This is a genomic window from Bombilactobacillus mellifer, assembly GCF_000970795.1.
Lineage (GTDB): Bacteria > Bacillota > Bacilli > Lactobacillales > Lactobacillaceae > Bombilactobacillus > Bombilactobacillus mellifer.
The window spans coordinates 369,759-387,941 of the sequence record NZ_KQ034029.1; the positions used below are offsets into that span (position 1 = coordinate 369,759).

The following is an 18,183-nucleotide window of genomic DNA, read 5'->3' on the forward strand; positions in this document are numbered from 1 at the left end:
TTTGGTATAGTGGTCATGCAGGAGGTCTCCTTTTTATGAAAATTACAAAATTAATTAGCGGTATTGTTTTAATAATCATGGCGGTCGTCGTCATGTTACAGTATAAATTCGACAGTTTTATCCAAGCACTGATGGGATATGCCGATCTTGGTAGTACTACCAGCGTGCTCGTAGCTTTAGCTTTTATCATTGCAGGCATTATTTATATCATTTGTAATTCCAATGAGAGTATAGTGCCCTACATTATCAGTTTTATTATTTTGATTTTAGGAGGCGCAATGGGCATTTTTAATGCTCTACGTTTTCCCGGTATTATGATTTGGTCTTGGGCGGGCATAGTAGTTGGTTTGATGCTCTTAATTGCCGGAGTCGTTACTAAATATTTCTTAGAACCCACGGTTGATAAGTATGGTAATGCTTATAGTAACAGTTATTATGACAATAATAATCAAGGTATGCAAAATACTGGTAATAATTACCAACAACCGGAACAATTTATCCCTAATGCGAATCCGGCAGCACCCACTAACAAGCAACAGCCTAATGTTAATCCTAATCCTGCCAACTATGCCGGACCAGCCAATAATTTTGCACCGAATCCCACTAACAATAACAATTACTATAATCAACCTCCAGCACAATCACCGCAACCTGGATCTAATCAGCAATGGAATCAACCGAATCCACCTGTGAATAATCCCAACGCTAATTTGAATTATAATAATAAGCAGGCCCCTTTGAACGCACAACCACAAACTAATGTTCAATCTCCTACTTCCGGACCAACCGCTAATAATGCTCCCTTACCTAACAACTCGGCCAACTCTGCAGTCAATCCCGCGCCAACTTCCATACCGCCTACTAATAATTATCGTCCTGTAACTAATTCCAATGCTAATTCGAACCCACAGGCACAACCATACAATTCATCTGCTAATAATTTTAACAATCAACCAACGGCCCAACCAAAAACCACAAATCCTCAGCCCTCACAGCGCAGACAACCGCAACCACCGCAAAACCAAACTGTTACGCCGCAGTCACCGCAACCCAATAGGGCCGGCAATGCTAATTATCAATCCAATCCTGCGCCCGATTATTCGGCTAACAATACCAATAACAGAAAACGGCGCTTTAAAACTAAGCAGCGCCCGCCTTATTAACAAGTGATTTGGCTGAAGTATTAATAATTAAAAAACATGGTTTCTTCACAATTTTGTCACATTTTTTCATTACTATAAAATCATAGTCAATTGTGAGATTGATTATATATATAAATTGTATTCACATCCTTACTCCTCCGAGAAGCGACTACTTGAAAAAGTTGTCGCTTCTTTTTTATTAAATTAGTGTAAATAATGCACAAATTAGAGTATTATAATGATGAATAGTAGTTTTTAGCAAGGAGTGTGAACAGGATGTTGTACAGTCTCGGGATATCGGTACTGTCATTGGCACGACTACAGTTTGCCATCACAACTGTTTTTCATTTCTTCTTTGTGCCGTTTTCCATTGGAATGGGGTTTGTAGTTGCTATCTTGGAAACGGTTTACGCAATTCGCAAAGAAGAAATATACAAAAAGATGGCACAATTTTGGGGTAAAATTTTCCTCTTAAGTTTTGCCGTGGGAATCGTCACCGGTTTAATTCAGGAATTTCAATTCGGCATGAATTGGTCAAATTATTCTCGTTTTATGGGTGATATTTTTGGAGCCCCGTTGGCTATTGAAGCTCTTTTAGCCTTCTTCTTAGAATCAACTTTTGTAGGCGTTTGGATGTTCACTTGGGATCGTTTCAAACCGGGAATCCACGCCTTATTCATTTGGCTCACCAGCATTGGCACCATGTTATCTGCCATTTGGATTTTGGCCGCTAATAGTTTTATGCAGCATCCTACCGGCTTTACGATCAATGGCCACACTCACCGAGCAGAAATGACCAATTTTGGTCAAATTGTCGGCAATCCTCAACTGTGGCGGGTCTTTCCCCATGTCATTTTAGGGGCTTTTGTGACCGCGGCATTTGTTATTGCCGGCATGAGCGCTTGGGCTTTATTACGCAAGCAAAAAGATGAAATCTTTTTCAAAAAATCTTTACGTTTTGGTTTATGGATCGGTCTTGTGGCAGCTTTTGGAGTGATAATTGCAGGTGATTTCCAAACACAACAAATTATTAAAGATCAACCTATGAAGTTTGCCGCAACTGAAGGTGAATATAAAGACACTAGTTCTCCGGCTTCTTGGAAGATTGTTGCCACTTTTGATACCAAAAATCATCAAGTAAAAAATGAAATCTCTGTTCCGTATTTATTGAGCCTTTTGACTTACCATCAACCTACGGGGGCCGTTAAAGGTATGAATACGGTCAATCAAGAATTGAAGCAAAAATTTAATCATAATAAAAGTAAAAGTATTCGAAATATTAAAAACTACTATGTACCCACAACGACTCTGTTCTGGAGTTTCCGATTTATGGCTGGCTTTGGGGTTTTATTATTCTTAATTGCGGCCTTAGGACTTTTCTGGTCACGGCCAAAAAAAGATACGCTGGCACGGCAAAAGTGGCTGATGTACTTAATTGGTCTGAGTGTCTGGATCCCATTTATTGCCAATACTTGCGGTTGGTTGATTACAGAATTAGGGCGGTATCCATGGATCGTTTATGGTCTATATACGATTGCTGACGCCGTTTCCCCAACTACAACTGTTGGTCAATTAATTTTCAGTAATTTATTATATTTAGTCTTATTCACCACTTTAGGCGGTGTCATGATTTATTATGCACGACAAACCTTGCACAAGGGCTTGGATGCGATTGGTGGTCCGACTGCGACTGCTAAATCACCTGTAACTTCTGACCCATTCGCAAAGGAGGCGTTCAGCTAATGTCCGCTTTACAATTTGTTTGGTTTTTACTAATTTGTATACTTTTTGTGGGCTTTTTCTTCTTAGAAGGCTTTGATTTTGGAGTGGGCATGGCCTCGGGACTAATCGCTCGGACAGATTCAGAAAAAAATACAATGTTAGATATTATTGGACCGCACTGGGTCGTGAACGAAACTTGGCTGGTGACCGCCGGAGGAGCTATGTTTGCTTCTTTTCCCATGTGGTACGCCAGTTTGTTTTCGGGATACTACATTTTATTCATGTTGGTCTTAACAGGATTAATTTTACGTGGAGTGTCTTTTGAATTTGCGAACCATGCCGAAACCAGCCGGGGCCGGCATATTTGGTATAACTTCTTTGTTTTTGGGAGTTTGTTAGCTCCTTTAATGTTATGTATCATTTTCTTTAGCATGATTCAAGGAGTTCCGATTGACGCTAACGGGGATGCACGGTTGCATTTCTTTGATATTATTAACTGGTTATCTTTGGTCGGCGGTATTGCCGGTGTGTTAATGTCCCTTATTCATGGACTTAATTACACCCGTTTAACGACAAGTGGTGTTTTACGTGATCGGGCCCGTAAATTAAATCGTTATTTATATCCTTTGTTATTTGTCGGTGAAGTTGTTTTTGCTTTACTGGTTATTTTCCAAACTGATTTCTTTACAAACAAACCGGTTTCCAGCGCCATTATTACCTTGTTAATTGTCCTCATGTCGTTATTAGGAGCTTGGGGCGTTTATCAAGATCACGAAGCGCTGAGCTTGGTGGGTAGTGGTTTATCGCTAGCCTTTGTGGTGATTCTCATTTTTAATGGCTTATTCCCACGGGTCATGATTGCTACTAATCCGGCTCATAGTATTTTAATTAAAAATGCTTCTTCTTCGCCTACAGCGTTATCCATTATGACAATTGTAGTTTGCGTTCTGTTACCAATTGTTTTAATTTATTTCATTTGGTCTTATATTATTTTTGCAAAACGCATTCCTTCGAGTAAGAAAGTAGCCGAATCCCGATGATTGATAAACGTTTATTTAAATTGCCGGGGATTAAACCGCTCTTTAAAATGCTTGCAGGACTAACAGTCTTGCAAGCATTTATGATCTTATTCCAAGCTATTTTCTTAGCCAAAGTTCTCGTACTGTCTTGGCAGCGCAAAGGCCTATCACAATTAGGTTGGTTGGCAGGTGCTTTTTTTCTCGCTTTTTTGGGACGTCATGGGTTAACTTGGATCAAAAATCGTCTCCTGGATCGCTATGCCACTAAAACCACCGAAGACTTGCGCCAAAAACTCCTAGCTCAAGTGTATACAACCGGAGCTGCCATGATTGCGCAAAAGGGCTCGGGCAATATCGTCACCAATGCCTTAGATGGGATGGATGAGGTAAATAATTATTTTAATTTAATTTTGTCCAAATTTATGAATATGATGATTATTCCGTGGATTTTGTTGGTTTACATTTTTTGGCAAAATTTGACTTCCGGAATTGTGTTAGTTTTAGTTTTTCCGATTATCATTTTATTCATGATTATTTTAGGATACGCTGCGAAAGATAAAGCCAGTTCGCAATATGCGGAATATGTAGTTTTATCGAATCATTTTTTAGATGCTTTGCGGGGGTTAACCACCTTAAAAATGCTGGGCTTGAGTAAAGAATACACTCATAACATCTACCAGGTGAGCGAAAATTACCGTAAAAAAACCTTAAGCACGCTGCGAATTGCGATTTTATCGACTTTTGCTTTAGATTGGTTTACTACACTGTCCATTGCTATTCTGGCGGTCTTTTTAGGGCTGGCTTTAATGAATGGCACACTGCCGTTGTATCCGGCTTTAGTGACGCTTATTTTAGCACCGGAGTATTTTTTGCCTTTACGTGATTTCGCTAGTGATTATCATGCCACTTTGAACGGCAAGAATGCATTTCAGCAAACCCTAGACATCCTTACTATTCCGACGGTTACCGATCGAACGTTACTGCCAGCTTTTACTTGGAATGAACAAAGCCGCCTCACAATTCAACATCTGAACTTTCAATACGATAACACAACGGATCAAGTCAATTTAAAAGATCTGAATTTAACACTGCAAGGTTATGAACGGGTCGCCATCATTGGACAATCAGGCGCGGGCAAATCGACCCTGTTAGAAGCTTTGAGTGGATTTGTCATCCCCCAAACCGGCAATATTCAACTCAATGGTCACCAACTGCCTCATTTGGCTCAAGACCAGTGGCAACAACAATTTACTTATTTGCCCCAAAAACCCTATTTATTTAGTGATACGATTGCTAACAATATTCGTTTCTATCAACCGACGGCTTCGAACGAAGAAGTCCAACAAGCCACGGAGCAAGCAGGCTTAGCAAAATTTATTGCCACCTTGCCACAAGGATTACAAACTCGAGTCGGCGAGGCTGGTCGGGGTATTTCCGGGGGGCAAGCGCAACGGATTATGCTGGCGCGGGCTTTTCTAGTGCAACAACGGCATATTTTAATCTTTGATGAACCCACGGCCCATTTAGATATTGAAACCGAATATGCTTTGAAAAAAACTATGATGCAATTATTTAAACATCATTTAGTGTTATTTGCGACCCATCGTTTACATTGGTTAGAACAAATGGATTATGTCCTCGTATTAGATAATGGCAAAATTGCTGAACAAGGACCTGTCAAGCAATTACTCCAAAAACAGCACGGGCCATTTTTTGAATTAACGTCGCATATGCGAGGTGTAAATTAATGTGGAAACATGATACCTGGGTTAAGCCCTATCTGAAACAATATAAGTTCCTTTTAGCTACCGTATTATTTTTAGGCGTTTTAACTACTTTTTGTGGTGGCGCTTTAATGTTTACTTCGGGTTATACCATTGATAAATCTGCCACTCGTCCGTATAACATTTTAATGATTTATCCGGCGATTTTATTGACACGGGCTTTTGGGATCGGCCGTCCCACTTTTAAATATATTGAACGGCTCCGTAGTCATAATTGGGTTTTGCGGGTGACCTCGAATTTAAGAACCCGTTTATATCAAACTGTGGAACAGGATGCCGCCTTTTTTAGTGAAAAATATCAAAGTGGCAATATTTTAGGTTTATTGTCTGAAGACATCGATCATTTACAAAATCTCTATTTGCGAACTGTTTTTCCGACAGTTGTTGGCATCTTACTAGTAGTTATCATTACCATCGGTATCGGCTATTTTGATTGGTGGTTTGGGTTATTCATTCTTTTGCTTTTACTCATTGAAGTTTTATGGGCTCCCTTATTATCTACCAGCATTGAAGCTGCCCGAAGAGAACGGCAAAAAACGTTAAAGGACCAATTATATACCGAATTAACGGATAATATCTTAGGGGCCAATGATTGGGTATTATCCGGTCGAAAAGCCGATTTTCAAAAAACGACCCAAACGACCATTAATCAACTCAATGCTTCGAAATTGATCAGCAAAAAATTTGGTTGGCAACGTGATTTTTATTTACAACTGGTCTTAGGGGTTATTTTTCTGGTGTTGATTGTTTTTACCAATCTCCACTTTACTAGTACTCAGGCCCAGGCCAATTATGTGGCTGCTTTTGTTTTGGCCATTGCCCCGGTAGACGAAACCATTATCCCGATTAGCCAAGGTTTCGAAGAATATCCCATGTATCGCGATTCCGTGAAACGGTTGAACCAATTACATCCTACGCCCCAAAAATTACCTCCCCAGCAGCAGTTGGCGCCAGCTGATTTTCAAACCTTAACTATTCAAAATTTACAATTTGAATATGACGCAACCACCCCCGTTTTGGTTCGCAATTTTAATCAAACCATTCAACGCGGCGAAAAATTAGCTTTAATTGGACCTAGCGGCAGCGGCAAAACTACTTTACTGCAATTAATTAATGGCGACCTAGCCCCGCAAAAGGGCGCAGTATTGGTCAATCAGATCAATGTGCGCGCTTTACAAAATAACCGGCAGCAGTTGTTTGCTTTTTTGAATCAACAACCGTTTTTATTCAATACTTCAATTTTGAATAATGTGCGCTTAGGTAACGAAAATAAAAGTGATCAACAAGTCCGTGATGCCATTGCTGCAGTTAAAATGCAGGATTTGGTAGAATCTTTGCCCCAAGGTTATGATACTTCTGTCCAAGAAGCGGGGGCGCGTTTTTCAGGCGGCGAACAACAGCGATTATCCCTAGCGCGTATTTTATTGCAAGATGCCCCGATCGTGCTCTTGGATGAACCAACGGTGGGGTTAGATCCCATTACCGAACATGATTTATTACAAACGATTTTTACGGTCTTACAAGATAAAACGATCATTTGGGTCACTCATCATTTACAAGGCATTAATCATGTAGATCAAGTGATTTTTTGGAATCAGGGCCAAATTGAAATGGCAGGAAATCCTCAGCACCTTTATCAAACTAACGCCCATTTCCAAGAACTTTATCGCATGGACCAAGGCATTATCCATTAATTGCAGCCAGTATGCTTCTTGCTTTGGTCTTGTGACAAGTTGCTTTCTTTTTTCGAGGTCTTTTAAATAGGGCTAGACTTGGCGTTGCAATAAGTACGGGATCAGAACTTGCAGCAATTTTTGAGCATGCGTAGGGGGCAATTGTTCAATTAACGCTTGCGCTTTGTGGGTATACTTGTGGGCCAAGTGCTGAGCCGCAGTAATGCCACCGTTTAATATAACCTGGTGGACAATTTGTTGTATCTGCATGGCAGTCAAGGGCGGGGTGGTTTGTAATAATTGCCGTAAATGTCCGTTGGGATCGGTTTGTAATGCATAAATTAAGGGAAGTGTATACACCCCGTTAGTTAAATCTTCAAATTGGGGTTTGCCGGTCCGTTCATCGCCTACGTAATCTAAAATATCATCTTGAATCTGAAAAGCCATCCCTACATTATGACCGATAAAGCGGGCCTGGTGAATGATCTGCGGCTCAGCTTGCGCTAAAGTAGCCCCTAATTGGGAACTTAATTCAATCAACTGGGCGGTTTTGCCGGCAATTTCACGCAAATACATTTTGACAGTCGCATTTACATTGGCATTAATTTGTAGTTGGTCTAATTCCCCTTGTAAAATTTTTTGCAGACCACGGGCTTGCTGTAATATTTGCGCTTGATTGGTGGTGACGCGGGCGATTAATTCAAAATAGACTGTTAATAAATAATCACCGGCATAAATCGCGTTGCGATCACCTACCTGCGTTTGTACAGTGGCCGAATGGCGGCGGGTCGGAGAATTATCAATAACGTCATCATGCATGAGCGTCGCCAAATGTAAAATTTCCATGGCGGCAGCGGCTTCAATCAATTGATCTTCTTGGGGCTGTGGTCCAAATTGACTAAAAATGAGCAAAAAAGCTGGCCGCAGCATTTTACCACCGTTTAAGATTTGTTGACGAATCAAGGGCGCTAAGGGTGCCTTGAGCTGATCTACTTGGTGCAAAATTAATGTCTGAACTGCAGTTAATTGCTGTTGCAAGTGGGGAGTTCGATTCCAAAATGAATTTATCATCGGCAGACACCTTTTCATATACTATAATCAATAATAGTATAGCAAAAACTTTAAAAGGATTTGAATTAAATTGGAATTAAAAGTATTTTTAGAACTAATCGAAATCAAAGCCAAAACAGCCAGTATCTTTCCTTTCCTGATGGGCGTTTTTTACGCTTATTATCATTTTCATCAGTTGGATTGGCTGAATTTGGTAATTTTCTTTGTGGCAATGTTTTTATTTAATATGTCCGTAGATATCAATGATAACTATTGGGATTATCAAAACGCTCCGGCCGATTTAGCCTATCGTCGCGCCACTAATGTCATTGGTGTCAATCATTTAGATATTAAAAAAATTGGCCGGCTGGATTTTATTTTTGCAGGCATCGCTGCCCTTTTAGGTCTGATTTTAGTAGCCCGCGTCGGCTGGATCGTTTTAGCTTTGGGGTTGTTTTGTTTTGCCGTTGGCTTTTTTTATGCCGGTGGACCCTGGCCCTTAGATGCTTTACCAGTGGGAGAATTTTTTTCCGGCTTTACCATGGGCTTTATGATTTTTTTGTTAGCGGTTTATGTTAATGTCTATCAAGTTGTGGCCTTTAACTGGCAACTGATCGGACCTATTTTCTTAGCCGCTGGCTTATCGATGTGTGCCATTGCTTCATTGTTATTAGCCAATAATATTTGTGACTATCAAGAAGACTTAAATTTAAACCGGCACACCATTGTGCGTTATCTGGGGGTTCAGCGGAGTTTATGGTTTTACGCCAGCTTATTAATCGTGGGCTATTTATTATTAATTGTATCTGTGATCTGTCGGATTTTACCTTTCTCCGTTTTATTAGCGCTCTTAGTCATTCCGTTAGTGTATCGGAACACCCGCCACTTTTTTGCCGTCCATGTAAAAAAAGAAACCTTCAAATTAGCGGTGCAAAATTTGTTTGTCATCACTTTAACCCAAGTAGTGGGCTTTGGTCTAGGTCTTTTATAATTTTTTGAGTACTATAGGTAAAAAAAGCCCTTCAATCAAAAGATTGAAGGGCTTTAATTGAATTTAATGTTTTTGCGTGAGCTGATAAGTATCCCGTGCAATCATTAATTCTTCATTAGTTGGAATAATATAAACTTTGACGGCGGAATCCGGTTGACTAATTAACCGCTCTTGACCGCGTACTTGATTGGCCTGATCATCTAATTGCACTCCTAAATGACGCAACGCGTGGCAAACATCGGCACGCACTAAAGCATCATTTTCGCCAATACCGGCGGTAAATACTAATGCATCCGGCTGAACTCCTAATAAGGCCCAGTAAGAACCAACATACTTCACGATGCGATTAGCAAACATTTGTTGCGCTAATTGCGCACGTTGGTCGCCGGCCGCCGCAGCATCATCAATATCACGCTTATCATTGGAAATGCCGGAAACTCCTAGTAATCCTGATTCTTTATTTAGAACCCGGATAATCTCTTTGACATCCTTAATCTGTTCTTTTTCCATCATATAAGGAATAATCGAAGGATCAACATCGCCTGACCGCGTGCCCATCATAATTCCGGCTAACGGCGTGAAACCCATCGAAGTATCAATGGCTTGACCATTTTTAATCGCGGAAATAGAAGCTCCACTGCCTAAATGTAACGTAATTAAATTAGTTTGGGCTTGCGGTTTTTGCAGCAACTCTGCTGCTCTTTGCGTTACATAACGATGACTGGTTCCATGAGCGCCGTATTTACGAATACCATAATTATCATAATATTTTTTATCAATAGGATATAAATAATTTGCCGGACTCAAATGGCTGAAGAAAGAATTATCAAAAACTGCTACTTGCGGTACCTCAGGTAAGAGCTTTTGAAAAACATTCATAAAATAAGCTTCTACACGATTATGTAACGGCGCTAATTCCGCTAAATTTTCAATTTTCAAAAGTACTTGATCATCAACTAACGTAGATTCATGAAAAATTTCTCCTCCTGAAACCACGCGATGCCCGATACCCTTGATATCTTCGAGGTGCTTGACAATCTTTAAATTTTTGAGCCGCGTTAAAATGAGGGTGGCTGCTGCTTCTTTGGTGAGAATCGCTTCAGTTTTTTTAAAGTGCTCTTGGCCATTATAAGTCGCGCTAAAAACGGCATCTTTTGTCCCGAGACGGTCAATCATTCCCTTTGCAACTTGTTTTTCTTGTGGCATATCATATATTTGCCATTTCAAACTGGAACTCCCAGCATTAACTGACATAAACAACATCTTATACAGACACTCCATTTCTTTGTAAGTTAATTAAATTATACGCTACCGCAATCGGTTACACAAAATCAATCTTTAAAAGAAAATTCTTAAAAAGAAGCTAGTTTTTATAATTATTTTAGTTTTCAGAATCTTAGTTTAAGTCTATAATAAGAGTGATGATACTTCGAAGAAAGAAGGACTGGGTTTATGGCTCATATTGTTATTTTAGGCGCGGGTTATGCTGGTTTGGGTACAGCACGGAAACTGGCAAAAATTGCTCCCTCAGATACCAAAATTGATTTGATTGATCGTAACGTGCAACATGTCGAGTCAATCAAACTCTATCAAGTTGCCGCCGGCACGGCACAACCTGATGAAATTAGTTTTGATATTCAATCAGTACTTCCTGCGAATGTTAACTTTATTCAAGCAACTGTTACAAAAGTTGATTACGAAAATAAAAAAGTAGAATTTTCGGATCATGAAGATTTAACTTATGATTACGTAGTTTTAGGTTTAGGATTTCGTTCCGAAAACTTTGGGATGAGCGGCGCCGATAATTATTCTTATAAATTACAAGACATCCCAACGGCACAAAAAATTTATCAAGTAATTAATTCTAATATCCGCAATTACAAACAATCACAAGATCCCAATGATTTAAATATTGCCGTTTGTGGTGCAGGTTTTACCGGGATTGAATTACTAGGCGAATTAATTGAAACGGTTAAAATTTTAAAAGCTAAATATAGTGTGCCAAAAATCAATATCACTTGTTTAGAAATGGCTCCGCAAATTTTACCGATGTTTGATTCCAAGTTAGCGCAATATGCCTTGGATTTCTTGACTAAAAATGGCATTAAAATTATGACCGGCGCGAAAATTCAAAAGATTGAACCTAATGCGGTGGTTTATACTCAAGGCGAAAGCGACACCGAGCAACGGGTTTATGCTAATTCAATTATTTGGACGGTAGGCGTCAGTGGGAGCGATGTCATTAAAGATTCCGGGTTTGATGCTAAAAGAAACCGCATCGTGGTGACCGATTATCTCAACATTGCCGATCATCCGGAAATTTATGTCGTTGGTGATGATTCAGCCTCAATGGATCCTAAGTCGGGTAGACCGTTACCGACAACAGGACAATTAGCATTGGCCCAAGCCAATGTGGCTGCTCAAAATATCGTCGCAGATATTAAACAACAAGCACAAAAGAAATTTGTTTACAAATCTAAGGGGACAGTGGCTTCCTTAGGTCCAAATAGCGGTATTGCAGAAATTCAAATGACTAATCCGCATGTGAAATTAAAAGGCAAGATGGCAGCCTTAGCCAAGAAATTCTCGTTCGAACAAGTTTTGTTTGAAGTTGGTGGTCTCAAAGGGATCAAAAATAATTAAAAAAAAAAGATTTCTATTTAAAATAGAAATCTTTTTTTATCGCCCTAGTTATTCCGCGCGTTTCGCAATTCTGCCCCGTTGAATATAGATCATTAAAATACTGAGATCCGCAGGATTAACTCCGGAAATACGACTAGCTTGAGCAATCGTGGTGGGGTTAATCTTTTTTAATTTTTGCAAAGCTTCCGTCGCTAGGCCTTGGACGTCATCATAATCCAAATTGGCGGGAATCTTTTTGGCTTCTAATTTTTTCAGATGAGCTATTTGCGCTTCCTGCTTTTTAATATAACCGGCATACTTAATAGAAATTTCCACTTGTTCAATTACCGGCAATGGCAACTCCGGTCCACCAATTAAATCTTGGATATCAGAATAGTGAATCTGCGGCCGTTTTAAAAAGTCAGACGCTAACACCCCATCTTGTAACGGTGCCATTTGATATTGTGCCAACAACTCATTAACTTGAGCGCTCGGTTTAATTCGCACCTTTTGCAGACGATCTATTTCCTGGGAAATTTGTTGCGCTTTGTGCTGAAATTGTTGATATCGCTGTGCAGAAATCAGTCCTAATTGATGGCCATATTCCGTTAAGCGTAAATCTGCATTATCGTGCCGCAAAACTAACCGATATTCTGCTCGGCTGGTTAGCAAACGGTACGGTTCAGTCGTGCCTTTCGTTACTAAATCATCGATCATAACCCCAATATAAGCTTCATTACGTTTTAAGATCAAAGGTGCTTGCTGTTTTACTTGTAAGGCCGCATTAATGCCGGCAATAATTCCTTGACCTGCAGCTTCTTCATAACCCGAAGTGCCATTCATTTGTCCTGCCGTATACAAATGGGCAATGAGTTTTGTTTCTAAGGTTTGTTTGAGCTGCCAAGGTTCCACAATATCGTATTCAATTGCATAACCTGGACGCATCATTTGCGCATGTTCCAACCCCGCAACAGAGTGCAACATTTGTTGTTGTACTTCTTCGGGCATCGAAGTCGAAAAGTCTCCAACATAATATTCTTCTGTATCGCGGCCTTCAGGCTCCATAAAAATTTGATGCCGCGGTTTGTCGGCAAACCGGACAATTTTGTCCTCAATCGAAGGACAGTACCGTGGTCCCACACCTTGAATAACTCCCGAAAACATCGGCGCCCGATCTAAGTTGTCACGAATAATCTGATGCGTATGCGCATTGGTGTAAGTCATCCAACAAGAAATTTGATCTTTTAAGTACGATTGCGGCAAGGTCTCATAGGAAAACGCATGTGGGGTGGTATCACCAGGCTGCTCTTCCATTTTGGAAAAATCTACAGTATTTTTGGCTACACGCGGTGGCGTTCCGGTTTTAAAACGCTGTAATTGAAAACCGTGTTTTTCTAAATCTTCCGATAATTTAATGGAGGGCAATGAATTATTGGGACCTGATGAATACATTAATTCTCCAATAATAATTTTACCGCGCGAAGAAGTGCCCGCTGTCAAAACCACTGCCTGCGCGCGATAGCGGGCGCCCGTATTTGTTACCACTCCTTGGCACACTTTATTGTGGACGATGAGCCGCTCCACCAAGCCTTGACGTAAAGTTAAATTCGGTTCTTGCTCCAAGGTTGCCTTCATTAACCGATGATAAGCATTTTTATCAGCTTGCGCCCGTAAAGCACGGACTGCCGGGCCCTTACCCGTATTCAACATCCGCATTTGAATATAGGTGGCATCAATATTCTTACCCATTTGGCCTCCTAGGGCGTCAATTTCTCGTACCACAATTCCTTTGGCCGGACCACCAATGGAGGGATTACAAGGCATAAAAGCCACCATATCTAAGTTAATGGTCAATAACAAAGTTTTTTCGCCCATCCGCGCTGCCGCCAGTGCGGCTTCACAACCAGCATGACCTGCGCCAACGACTATCACATCATATTTTTCGGGGGCATCATATTCTTGCATTAATATCTCCTTTCCTTATTTACCCAAACAAAATTGGCTAAATAATTGGGTAATGAGTTCATCAGGAGCGGTTTCTCCGGTAATTTCTCCTAAAGTATTCCAACAATTAGTCATATCAATTTGCACTAAATCAATCGGCATCTGGGCTTGGATACCGGACATGACATCTGCTAAAGATTGTTGAGCTTGTTGCAGCAGCCCCACTTGCCGTGCGTTGGTCACAACAGCTGTCGTTTGGCTGGTTTCGATCCCTTGAAAGAAAAGTTGTTTGATCTGTGCGGCGATTTGGTCAATTCCGGATTTTTGGGTAGCAGATATTATGACGGGAGTTAAATCATCGGCGGTTAACGGTAACGCTGCAGAGTCCCAAGCTGGTGCTAAATCTTGTTTATTCACAATCACAAGTCGTTTTTGTTCTTGGGTTAACTGAAATAGCCGTTGATCGGTGGCATCCAAGGGGCGACTACTGTCGACAACTAATAAAATCAAATCCGCGGTTTGCAGTGATTGCAAACTGCGATCTACACCTAATTGTTCAATTTGATCCGTGGTTTCATGAATGCCTGCGGTATCAATTAATTGTAAGGGAATCCCTGCGACATTAGCCGTTTGTTCGATAACATCACGCGTGGTGCCCGCAATATCTGTAACAATAGCTCGTTGCTTTTGCGCCAAAACGTTTAACAGACTGGATTTGCCGACATTAGGTTTGCCAATAATAGCGGTTTTTAAACCACTATTCATAATTTGACCAGCTTGCGCCGTTTGTAATAATTGTTCAATTTGTTGGGAGACAGCTTGGGCTTTTTCTAATAGCATTTGGGTCGTAATCTCATCTGTATCATATTCCGGATAATCAATATTAACCTCGACTTGGCCCAAAACATCCATGATTTCTTGGCGTAAATGCTTAATTAAATGTTGCAGGGAGCCATCTAACTGTTGCACGGCTTGGTGCATGGCTTTATCCGTTTTAGCCCGAATCAAATCCATAACCGATTCCGCTTGTGTCAAATCAATCCGACCGTTCAAAAATGCACGTTTGGTAAACTCCCCTGGCTCTGCTAAACGCGCTCCTTGACCGATAAGCGTTTGCAAAACGAGATTAGTGGCCATTATGCCACCATGTGTGTTAATTTCCACCACGTCTTCTCGAGTAAAGGTTTTGGGTGCCCGCATTACAGAAATCATTACTTCATCGAGTACTTGTTGGGATTTGGGATCCATCACATGCCCATAATTAATCGTATGTGAAGCTACTTGCGTGAGGTCTACCCCGCTTGTGACCTGATTAGCAATTGTGATCGCTTCGCTCCCTGATAAGCGGACAATAGAAATTGCTCCTTCTCCTACTGGTGTGGAAATAGCAGCAATCGTATCAAATTCAGTAATGTTTGGCATTTTACGCTCCTTAACCACAAAAAAAGTGCCCCTTACATCAAACCTAAATTAACTTTAGTTTTGATAAAAAGCACTTTGACTACTTTTTAATTATTTTATTCAGTCATCGAATATAGCATCTTGTTGACTATTTGTCAAAAGCAACTCTTCTCAACTGCCGACGAGTGGGATAGTTATTCCATCGAGCGGTGCTTTTAAGAAAGTGACTTAATGATGTCCGACTGGACGAATAATCAGATGTTTTTGTAATCCTTGACCACGCGTTCGCACTGCTACTTCAGGATTATCTGCTAAGTTTTGATAAACAATTTTGCGTTCAATAGCGGGCATCGGATCTAAATAAACTGGTTTATGGGTAGCGGCCACTTGCTGTGATTTAAAATTAGATAGGGCAATTAACGCGGTTTTGCGGCGTTGCCGATAGCCACCGGAATCGATCATCACCGGTTGTTCTCGATAACCTAAACGATAAGCATATTCTTGAATCAAAGTTTGGAGAGCATTGACATTTTTTCCATGATGACCAATTAAGCGCGATTGATAACTTTCGGCAATTTGGACGTCGAACACTAAACTATCACTCGCTTGGGCTTCTAAAATCTGATGTTCTAAGTGCATCGCCGTTAAAATTTGATCTAAATACTGCTTGATTGCTTCAATTTGCTGGGTTTGGCTTTCTGTTTCGGCAACTAAGTTTTTTATACTACTGATGGGTTTAATATCTACTATCGCGGGCTTTTTGCCAAAACCTAAAAAACCGCTGCGTCCCTCACTAATTACATCCACAGAAACCTGTTCACGTTCTACTTGTAATTGATTTAATCCTACAGCAATTGCTTTTTGAATGGTCGATCCTTGAAATTGCGTCATGCTTACTCCCAAACTCCTTAATTAAAATTGCTTTCTATCAAATCAACGCCGCTTAAAGGCTTTTTTACGTGCTTTACGTAAGGCTTTTTGGCGCTGTTTTTCTTGCTGCATTTTGGCTTCTTGTTCTCGACGATACTTAATGGGATTTTGCAATAACAACGTTTGTACTACTTGAAAAGCATTAGAAACTACCCAATAAACACTGATTGCCGATGCAATACTAATCGCCGGAATCAAAATCATTAGCGGCATTAACCACATCATCATTTTAGTCGCTTGTGGCTGTTCTGGCTGCGACAGATTAGCAATCCACGTACTTAAAAAAGTAAAGACTGCCGCTAAAATCGGTAAAATATAAATCGGATCAGGTTTCCCTAATTCCATCCATAAAAAACTACCGTTCCGCAATTGTGTCGTGCGATAAATTGCTTGATATAAGGCATACATTACGGGTAATTGAATCAGCAGCGGCAAACAACCCGCAATCGGATTAATTCCGGCTTCCGCATATAACTTTTTAGTTTCCGTTTGTAACTTTTGTTGAGTATCCATATCTTTGGCGGAATACTTTTCTTGCAAAGCCTTCATTTGCGGTTGAATAGCCATTTGCTTTTTCATACTTTTGGTTTGCCACCAGTTTAATGGTAACAAAATAATCCGCACAATGATGGTAAAAAGCACAATGGCCCAGCCGTAACTATGATTAACTAAGCTGGCTAACCATAAAATAAAGCGGGAACATTGATATAAAACATAGTGATTCCAAAAACCGGAACTATTTTTGGTAATGGGCTCATTTAGATTTGTACAGCCACTGAGTACCACTACGCTCATCAGCAAGAGCCCCAATAATAACCAACGCTTCGTTTTTTTTGACATAGAATTTTCCTTTAATAATCTAGTTAGGATCAGCTTCTGACAACATTTTACCTAATTTTAAAACGTGTATCAGATTTTTTTTTATTTCCCAAAAATTCATCGTAGTGGCAGGAACCCGCGCAATAATTAGAAAATCGACTGTAGGCGGTAATTGCGGCTGCAATTCCCACAAAGCCTGTCGAATATAGCGTTTAATTTGATTACGTAAAACCGCAGTGTGCGCCACTTTTTTGCCGACGGAAATTCCTACTCGAAAATGAGTTTGATTCAAATGTGGCTTTTGATATAAGACAAAAGCCCGGTTGGCCACCGATTGGTGATAATCAAAGACGGCTTGAAATTCTGCCTCTTTTTTAATGCGATAACTCTTTCTCATGCATCAACCTTATCCTAAATTGAGTCCATCCGTAATAAAAAAACCACTGAACTATATCAGTGGCTTAGGCAGATAAAACTTTTCTACCTTTTTTACGACGACGTGCTAAAACTTTGCGACCGTTGCTCGTACTCATTCGTTTCATAAAGCCATGGACACGTTCACGATGACGCTTTTTCGGTTGATAAGTTCTTTTTGTAGACATGCATTAACACCTCCATAACTACTTATCAAAAAATAAATTTCATTATTCTTAGACAATCACTTATCTAGTTTATCATAAACCGATTTGAAAGCAACTAATATTTCTGCAACCAAGAGAATTTTTTAGTTATGCACCTGTGCAAATCTTGGGGTTAACTGTTGGTTTCCACTCTGGTTCTCTAACTTTTTCCACAGGGAAAATCCCGGAATATCAACAGATCACAGATTTGTTAACAGCTTTTCCACAATTGGGGATAACCTACTAAAATCTTTGGTCAAACAGCCACTTCTCACGAGGTTAACTGGTGGAAAAATCAGCGTAAAAACATTATAATTGAATTTATCAACAAACACTACGACTTTTCTTCCCCTAGTGGTGGAAAAAGTTAATAAATTTTACTAATCCTTGTGGAAAACTTATTCTAATAATGCTAGAATGTTACAGTTGCTCTCTTAGATCAGAACAAGTTGATGGAGGTTCCTTT

The 18,183-nt window shown here is 40.2% G+C and carries 15 protein-coding genes; 7 read left to right on the plus strand and 8 right to left on the minus strand.

From position 1 onward, the window contains the following. The first annotated feature begins 35 nt into the window (after positions 1–35). The 5 genes from JG30_RS07935 to cydC all read left to right on the plus strand — a co-directional run bounded on the left by JG30_RS07935 (position 36) and on the right by cydC (position 7,361). Positions 36–1,163 (plus strand): hypothetical protein, encoded by a 1,128-nt coding sequence (locus JG30_RS07935; protein WP_046317917.1) that lies wholly within the window; start codon positions 36–38, stop codon positions 1,161–1,163. A gap of 255 nt (positions 1,164–1,418) precedes the next feature. Continuing rightward, the gene (locus JG30_RS07940) at positions 1,419–2,885 is read left to right on the plus strand and encodes a cytochrome ubiquinol oxidase subunit I (RefSeq protein WP_046317920.1); all 1,467 of its coding nucleotides are present in this window, start codon (positions 1,419–1,421) and stop codon (positions 2,883–2,885) included. Then, entirely contained in the window at positions 2,885–3,904 is a 1,020-nt protein-coding gene (cydB, locus tag JG30_RS07945; protein WP_046317924.1) for a cytochrome d ubiquinol oxidase subunit II, read from the plus strand. The genes JG30_RS07940 and cydB overlap by 1 nt, the downstream gene beginning before the upstream one ends. Then, complete coding sequence (gene cydD, locus JG30_RS07950; RefSeq protein ID WP_046317929.1) at positions 3,901–5,631, plus strand: thiol reductant ABC exporter subunit CydD; 1,731 nt, start codon at positions 3,901–3,903, stop codon at positions 5,629–5,631. Before cydB ends, cydD begins: the two co-directional genes overlap by 4 nt. Next, a complete protein-coding gene (cydC, locus tag JG30_RS07955) occupies positions 5,631–7,361 on the plus strand; it encodes a thiol reductant ABC exporter subunit CydC (protein ID WP_046317930.1) in 1,731 nt (576 codons plus the stop codon). The genes cydD and cydC overlap by 1 nt, the downstream gene beginning before the upstream one ends. 72 nt (positions 7,362–7,433) lie before the next feature. On the opposite strand, the gene JG30_RS07960 is transcribed toward cydC, so the two are convergent. Further along, a complete protein-coding gene (locus JG30_RS07960; protein WP_046317932.1) occupies positions 7,434–8,411 on the minus strand; it encodes a polyprenyl synthetase family protein in 978 nt (325 codons plus the stop codon). A gap of 70 nt (positions 8,412–8,481) precedes the next feature. Here JG30_RS07960 and JG30_RS07965 point away from each other — a divergent pair, with 70 nt between their 5' ends. Next, positions 8,482–9,381 (plus strand): 1,4-dihydroxy-2-naphthoate polyprenyltransferase, encoded by a 900-nt coding sequence (locus tag JG30_RS07965; RefSeq protein WP_046317934.1) that lies wholly within the window; start codon positions 8,482–8,484, stop codon positions 9,379–9,381. Positions 9,382–9,444: 63 nt separating this feature from the next. Here the strand turns inward: JG30_RS07965 and JG30_RS07970 are convergent, their stop codons facing one another. Continuing rightward, positions 9,445–10,644 (minus strand): acetate kinase, encoded by a 1,200-nt coding sequence (locus JG30_RS07970; protein ID WP_143443924.1) that lies wholly within the window; start codon positions 10,642–10,644, stop codon positions 9,445–9,447. Positions 10,645–10,833: 189 nt separating this feature from the next. On the opposite strand from JG30_RS07970, the gene JG30_RS07975 reads away from it, so the two are divergent. Then, on the plus strand, positions 10,834–12,024 hold the full coding sequence (locus JG30_RS07975) for an NAD(P)/FAD-dependent oxidoreductase (RefSeq protein WP_046317937.1): 1,191 nt from the start codon (positions 10,834–10,836) through the stop codon (positions 12,022–12,024). 48 nt (positions 12,025–12,072) lie between these two features. Here JG30_RS07975 and mnmG read toward each other — a convergent pair whose 3' ends face one another. The 6 genes from mnmG to rpmH form a co-directional block, all read right to left on the minus strand. Then, entirely contained in the window at positions 12,073–13,968 is a 1,896-nt protein-coding gene (gene mnmG / locus JG30_RS07980; RefSeq protein WP_046317939.1) for a tRNA uridine-5-carboxymethylaminomethyl(34) synthesis enzyme MnmG, read from the minus strand. Positions 13,969–13,983: 15 nt separating this feature from the next. Continuing rightward, positions 13,984–15,369 carry a tRNA uridine-5-carboxymethylaminomethyl(34) synthesis GTPase MnmE gene (gene mnmE, locus JG30_RS07985; RefSeq protein WP_046317941.1) on the minus strand — a complete coding sequence of 462 codons (1,386 nt, stop codon included), beginning with the start codon at positions 15,367–15,369 and terminating at the stop codon, positions 13,984–13,986. A gap of 207 nt (positions 15,370–15,576) precedes the next feature. Further along, the gene (gene jag / locus JG30_RS07990; protein WP_046317943.1) at positions 15,577–16,239 is read right to left on the minus strand and encodes an RNA-binding cell elongation regulator Jag/EloR; all 663 of its coding nucleotides are present in this window, start codon (positions 16,237–16,239) and stop codon (positions 15,577–15,579) included. 42 nt (positions 16,240–16,281) lie between these two features. Then, positions 16,282–17,118 (minus strand): membrane protein insertase YidC, encoded by an 837-nt coding sequence (gene yidC / locus JG30_RS07995; protein ID WP_046317945.1) that lies wholly within the window; start codon positions 17,116–17,118, stop codon positions 16,282–16,284. Positions 17,119–17,137: 19 nt separating this feature from the next. Further along, entirely contained in the window at positions 17,138–17,494 is a 357-nt protein-coding gene (rnpA, locus tag JG30_RS08000; protein WP_046317947.1) for a ribonuclease P protein component, read from the minus strand. A gap of 64 nt (positions 17,495–17,558) precedes the next feature. After that, positions 17,559–17,699, minus strand: coding sequence for a 50S ribosomal protein L34 (rpmH, locus tag JG30_RS08005; protein ID WP_046317949.1), 141 nt, complete (start codon positions 17,697–17,699; stop codon positions 17,559–17,561). Between the last annotated feature and the right edge of the window lie 484 nt (positions 17,700–18,183).

Bases quoted from the DNA above. Each gene is read 5' to 3' on its own strand.
- JG30_RS07935 (WP_046317917.1), top strand. From the start codon at position 36: ATGAAAATTACAAAATTAATTAGCGGTATTGTTTTAATAATCATGGCG.
- JG30_RS07940 (WP_046317920.1), top strand. From the start codon at position 1,419: ATGTTGTACAGTCTCGGGATATCGGTACTGTCATTGGCACGACTACAG.
- cydB (WP_046317924.1), top strand. From the start codon at position 2,885: ATGTCCGCTTTACAATTTGTTTGGTTTTTACTAATTTGTATACTTTTT.
- cydD (WP_046317929.1), top strand. From the start codon at position 3,901: ATGATTGATAAACGTTTATTTAAATTGCCGGGGATTAAACCGCTCTTT.
- cydC (WP_046317930.1), top strand. From the start codon at position 5,631: ATGTGGAAACATGATACCTGGGTTAAGCCCTATCTGAAACAATATAAG.
- JG30_RS07960 (WP_046317932.1), bottom strand. From the start codon at position 8,411: ATGATAAATTCATTTTGGAATCGAACTCCCCACTTGCAACAGCAATTA.
- JG30_RS07970 (WP_143443924.1), bottom strand. From the start codon at position 10,644: ATGTTGTTTATGTCAGTTAATGCTGGGAGTTCCAGTTTGAAATGGCAA.
- JG30_RS07975 (WP_046317937.1), top strand. From the start codon at position 10,834: ATGGCTCATATTGTTATTTTAGGCGCGGGTTATGCTGGTTTGGGTACA.
- mnmG (WP_046317939.1), bottom strand. From the start codon at position 13,968: ATGCAAGAATATGATGCCCCCGAAAAATATGATGTGATAGTCGTTGGC.
- mnmE (WP_046317941.1), bottom strand. From the start codon at position 15,369: ATGCCAAACATTACTGAATTTGATACGATTGCTGCTATTTCCACACCA.
- jag (WP_046317943.1), bottom strand. From the start codon at position 16,239: ATGACGCAATTTCAAGGATCGACCATTCAAAAAGCAATTGCTGTAGGA.
- yidC (WP_046317945.1), bottom strand. From the start codon at position 17,118: ATGTCAAAAAAAACGAAGCGTTGGTTATTATTGGGGCTCTTGCTGATG.
- rnpA (WP_046317947.1), bottom strand. From the start codon at position 17,494: ATGAGAAAGAGTTATCGCATTAAAAAAGAGGCAGAATTTCAAGCCGTC.
- rpmH (WP_046317949.1), bottom strand. From the start codon at position 17,699: ATGTCTACAAAAAGAACTTATCAACCGAAAAAGCGTCATCGTGAACGT.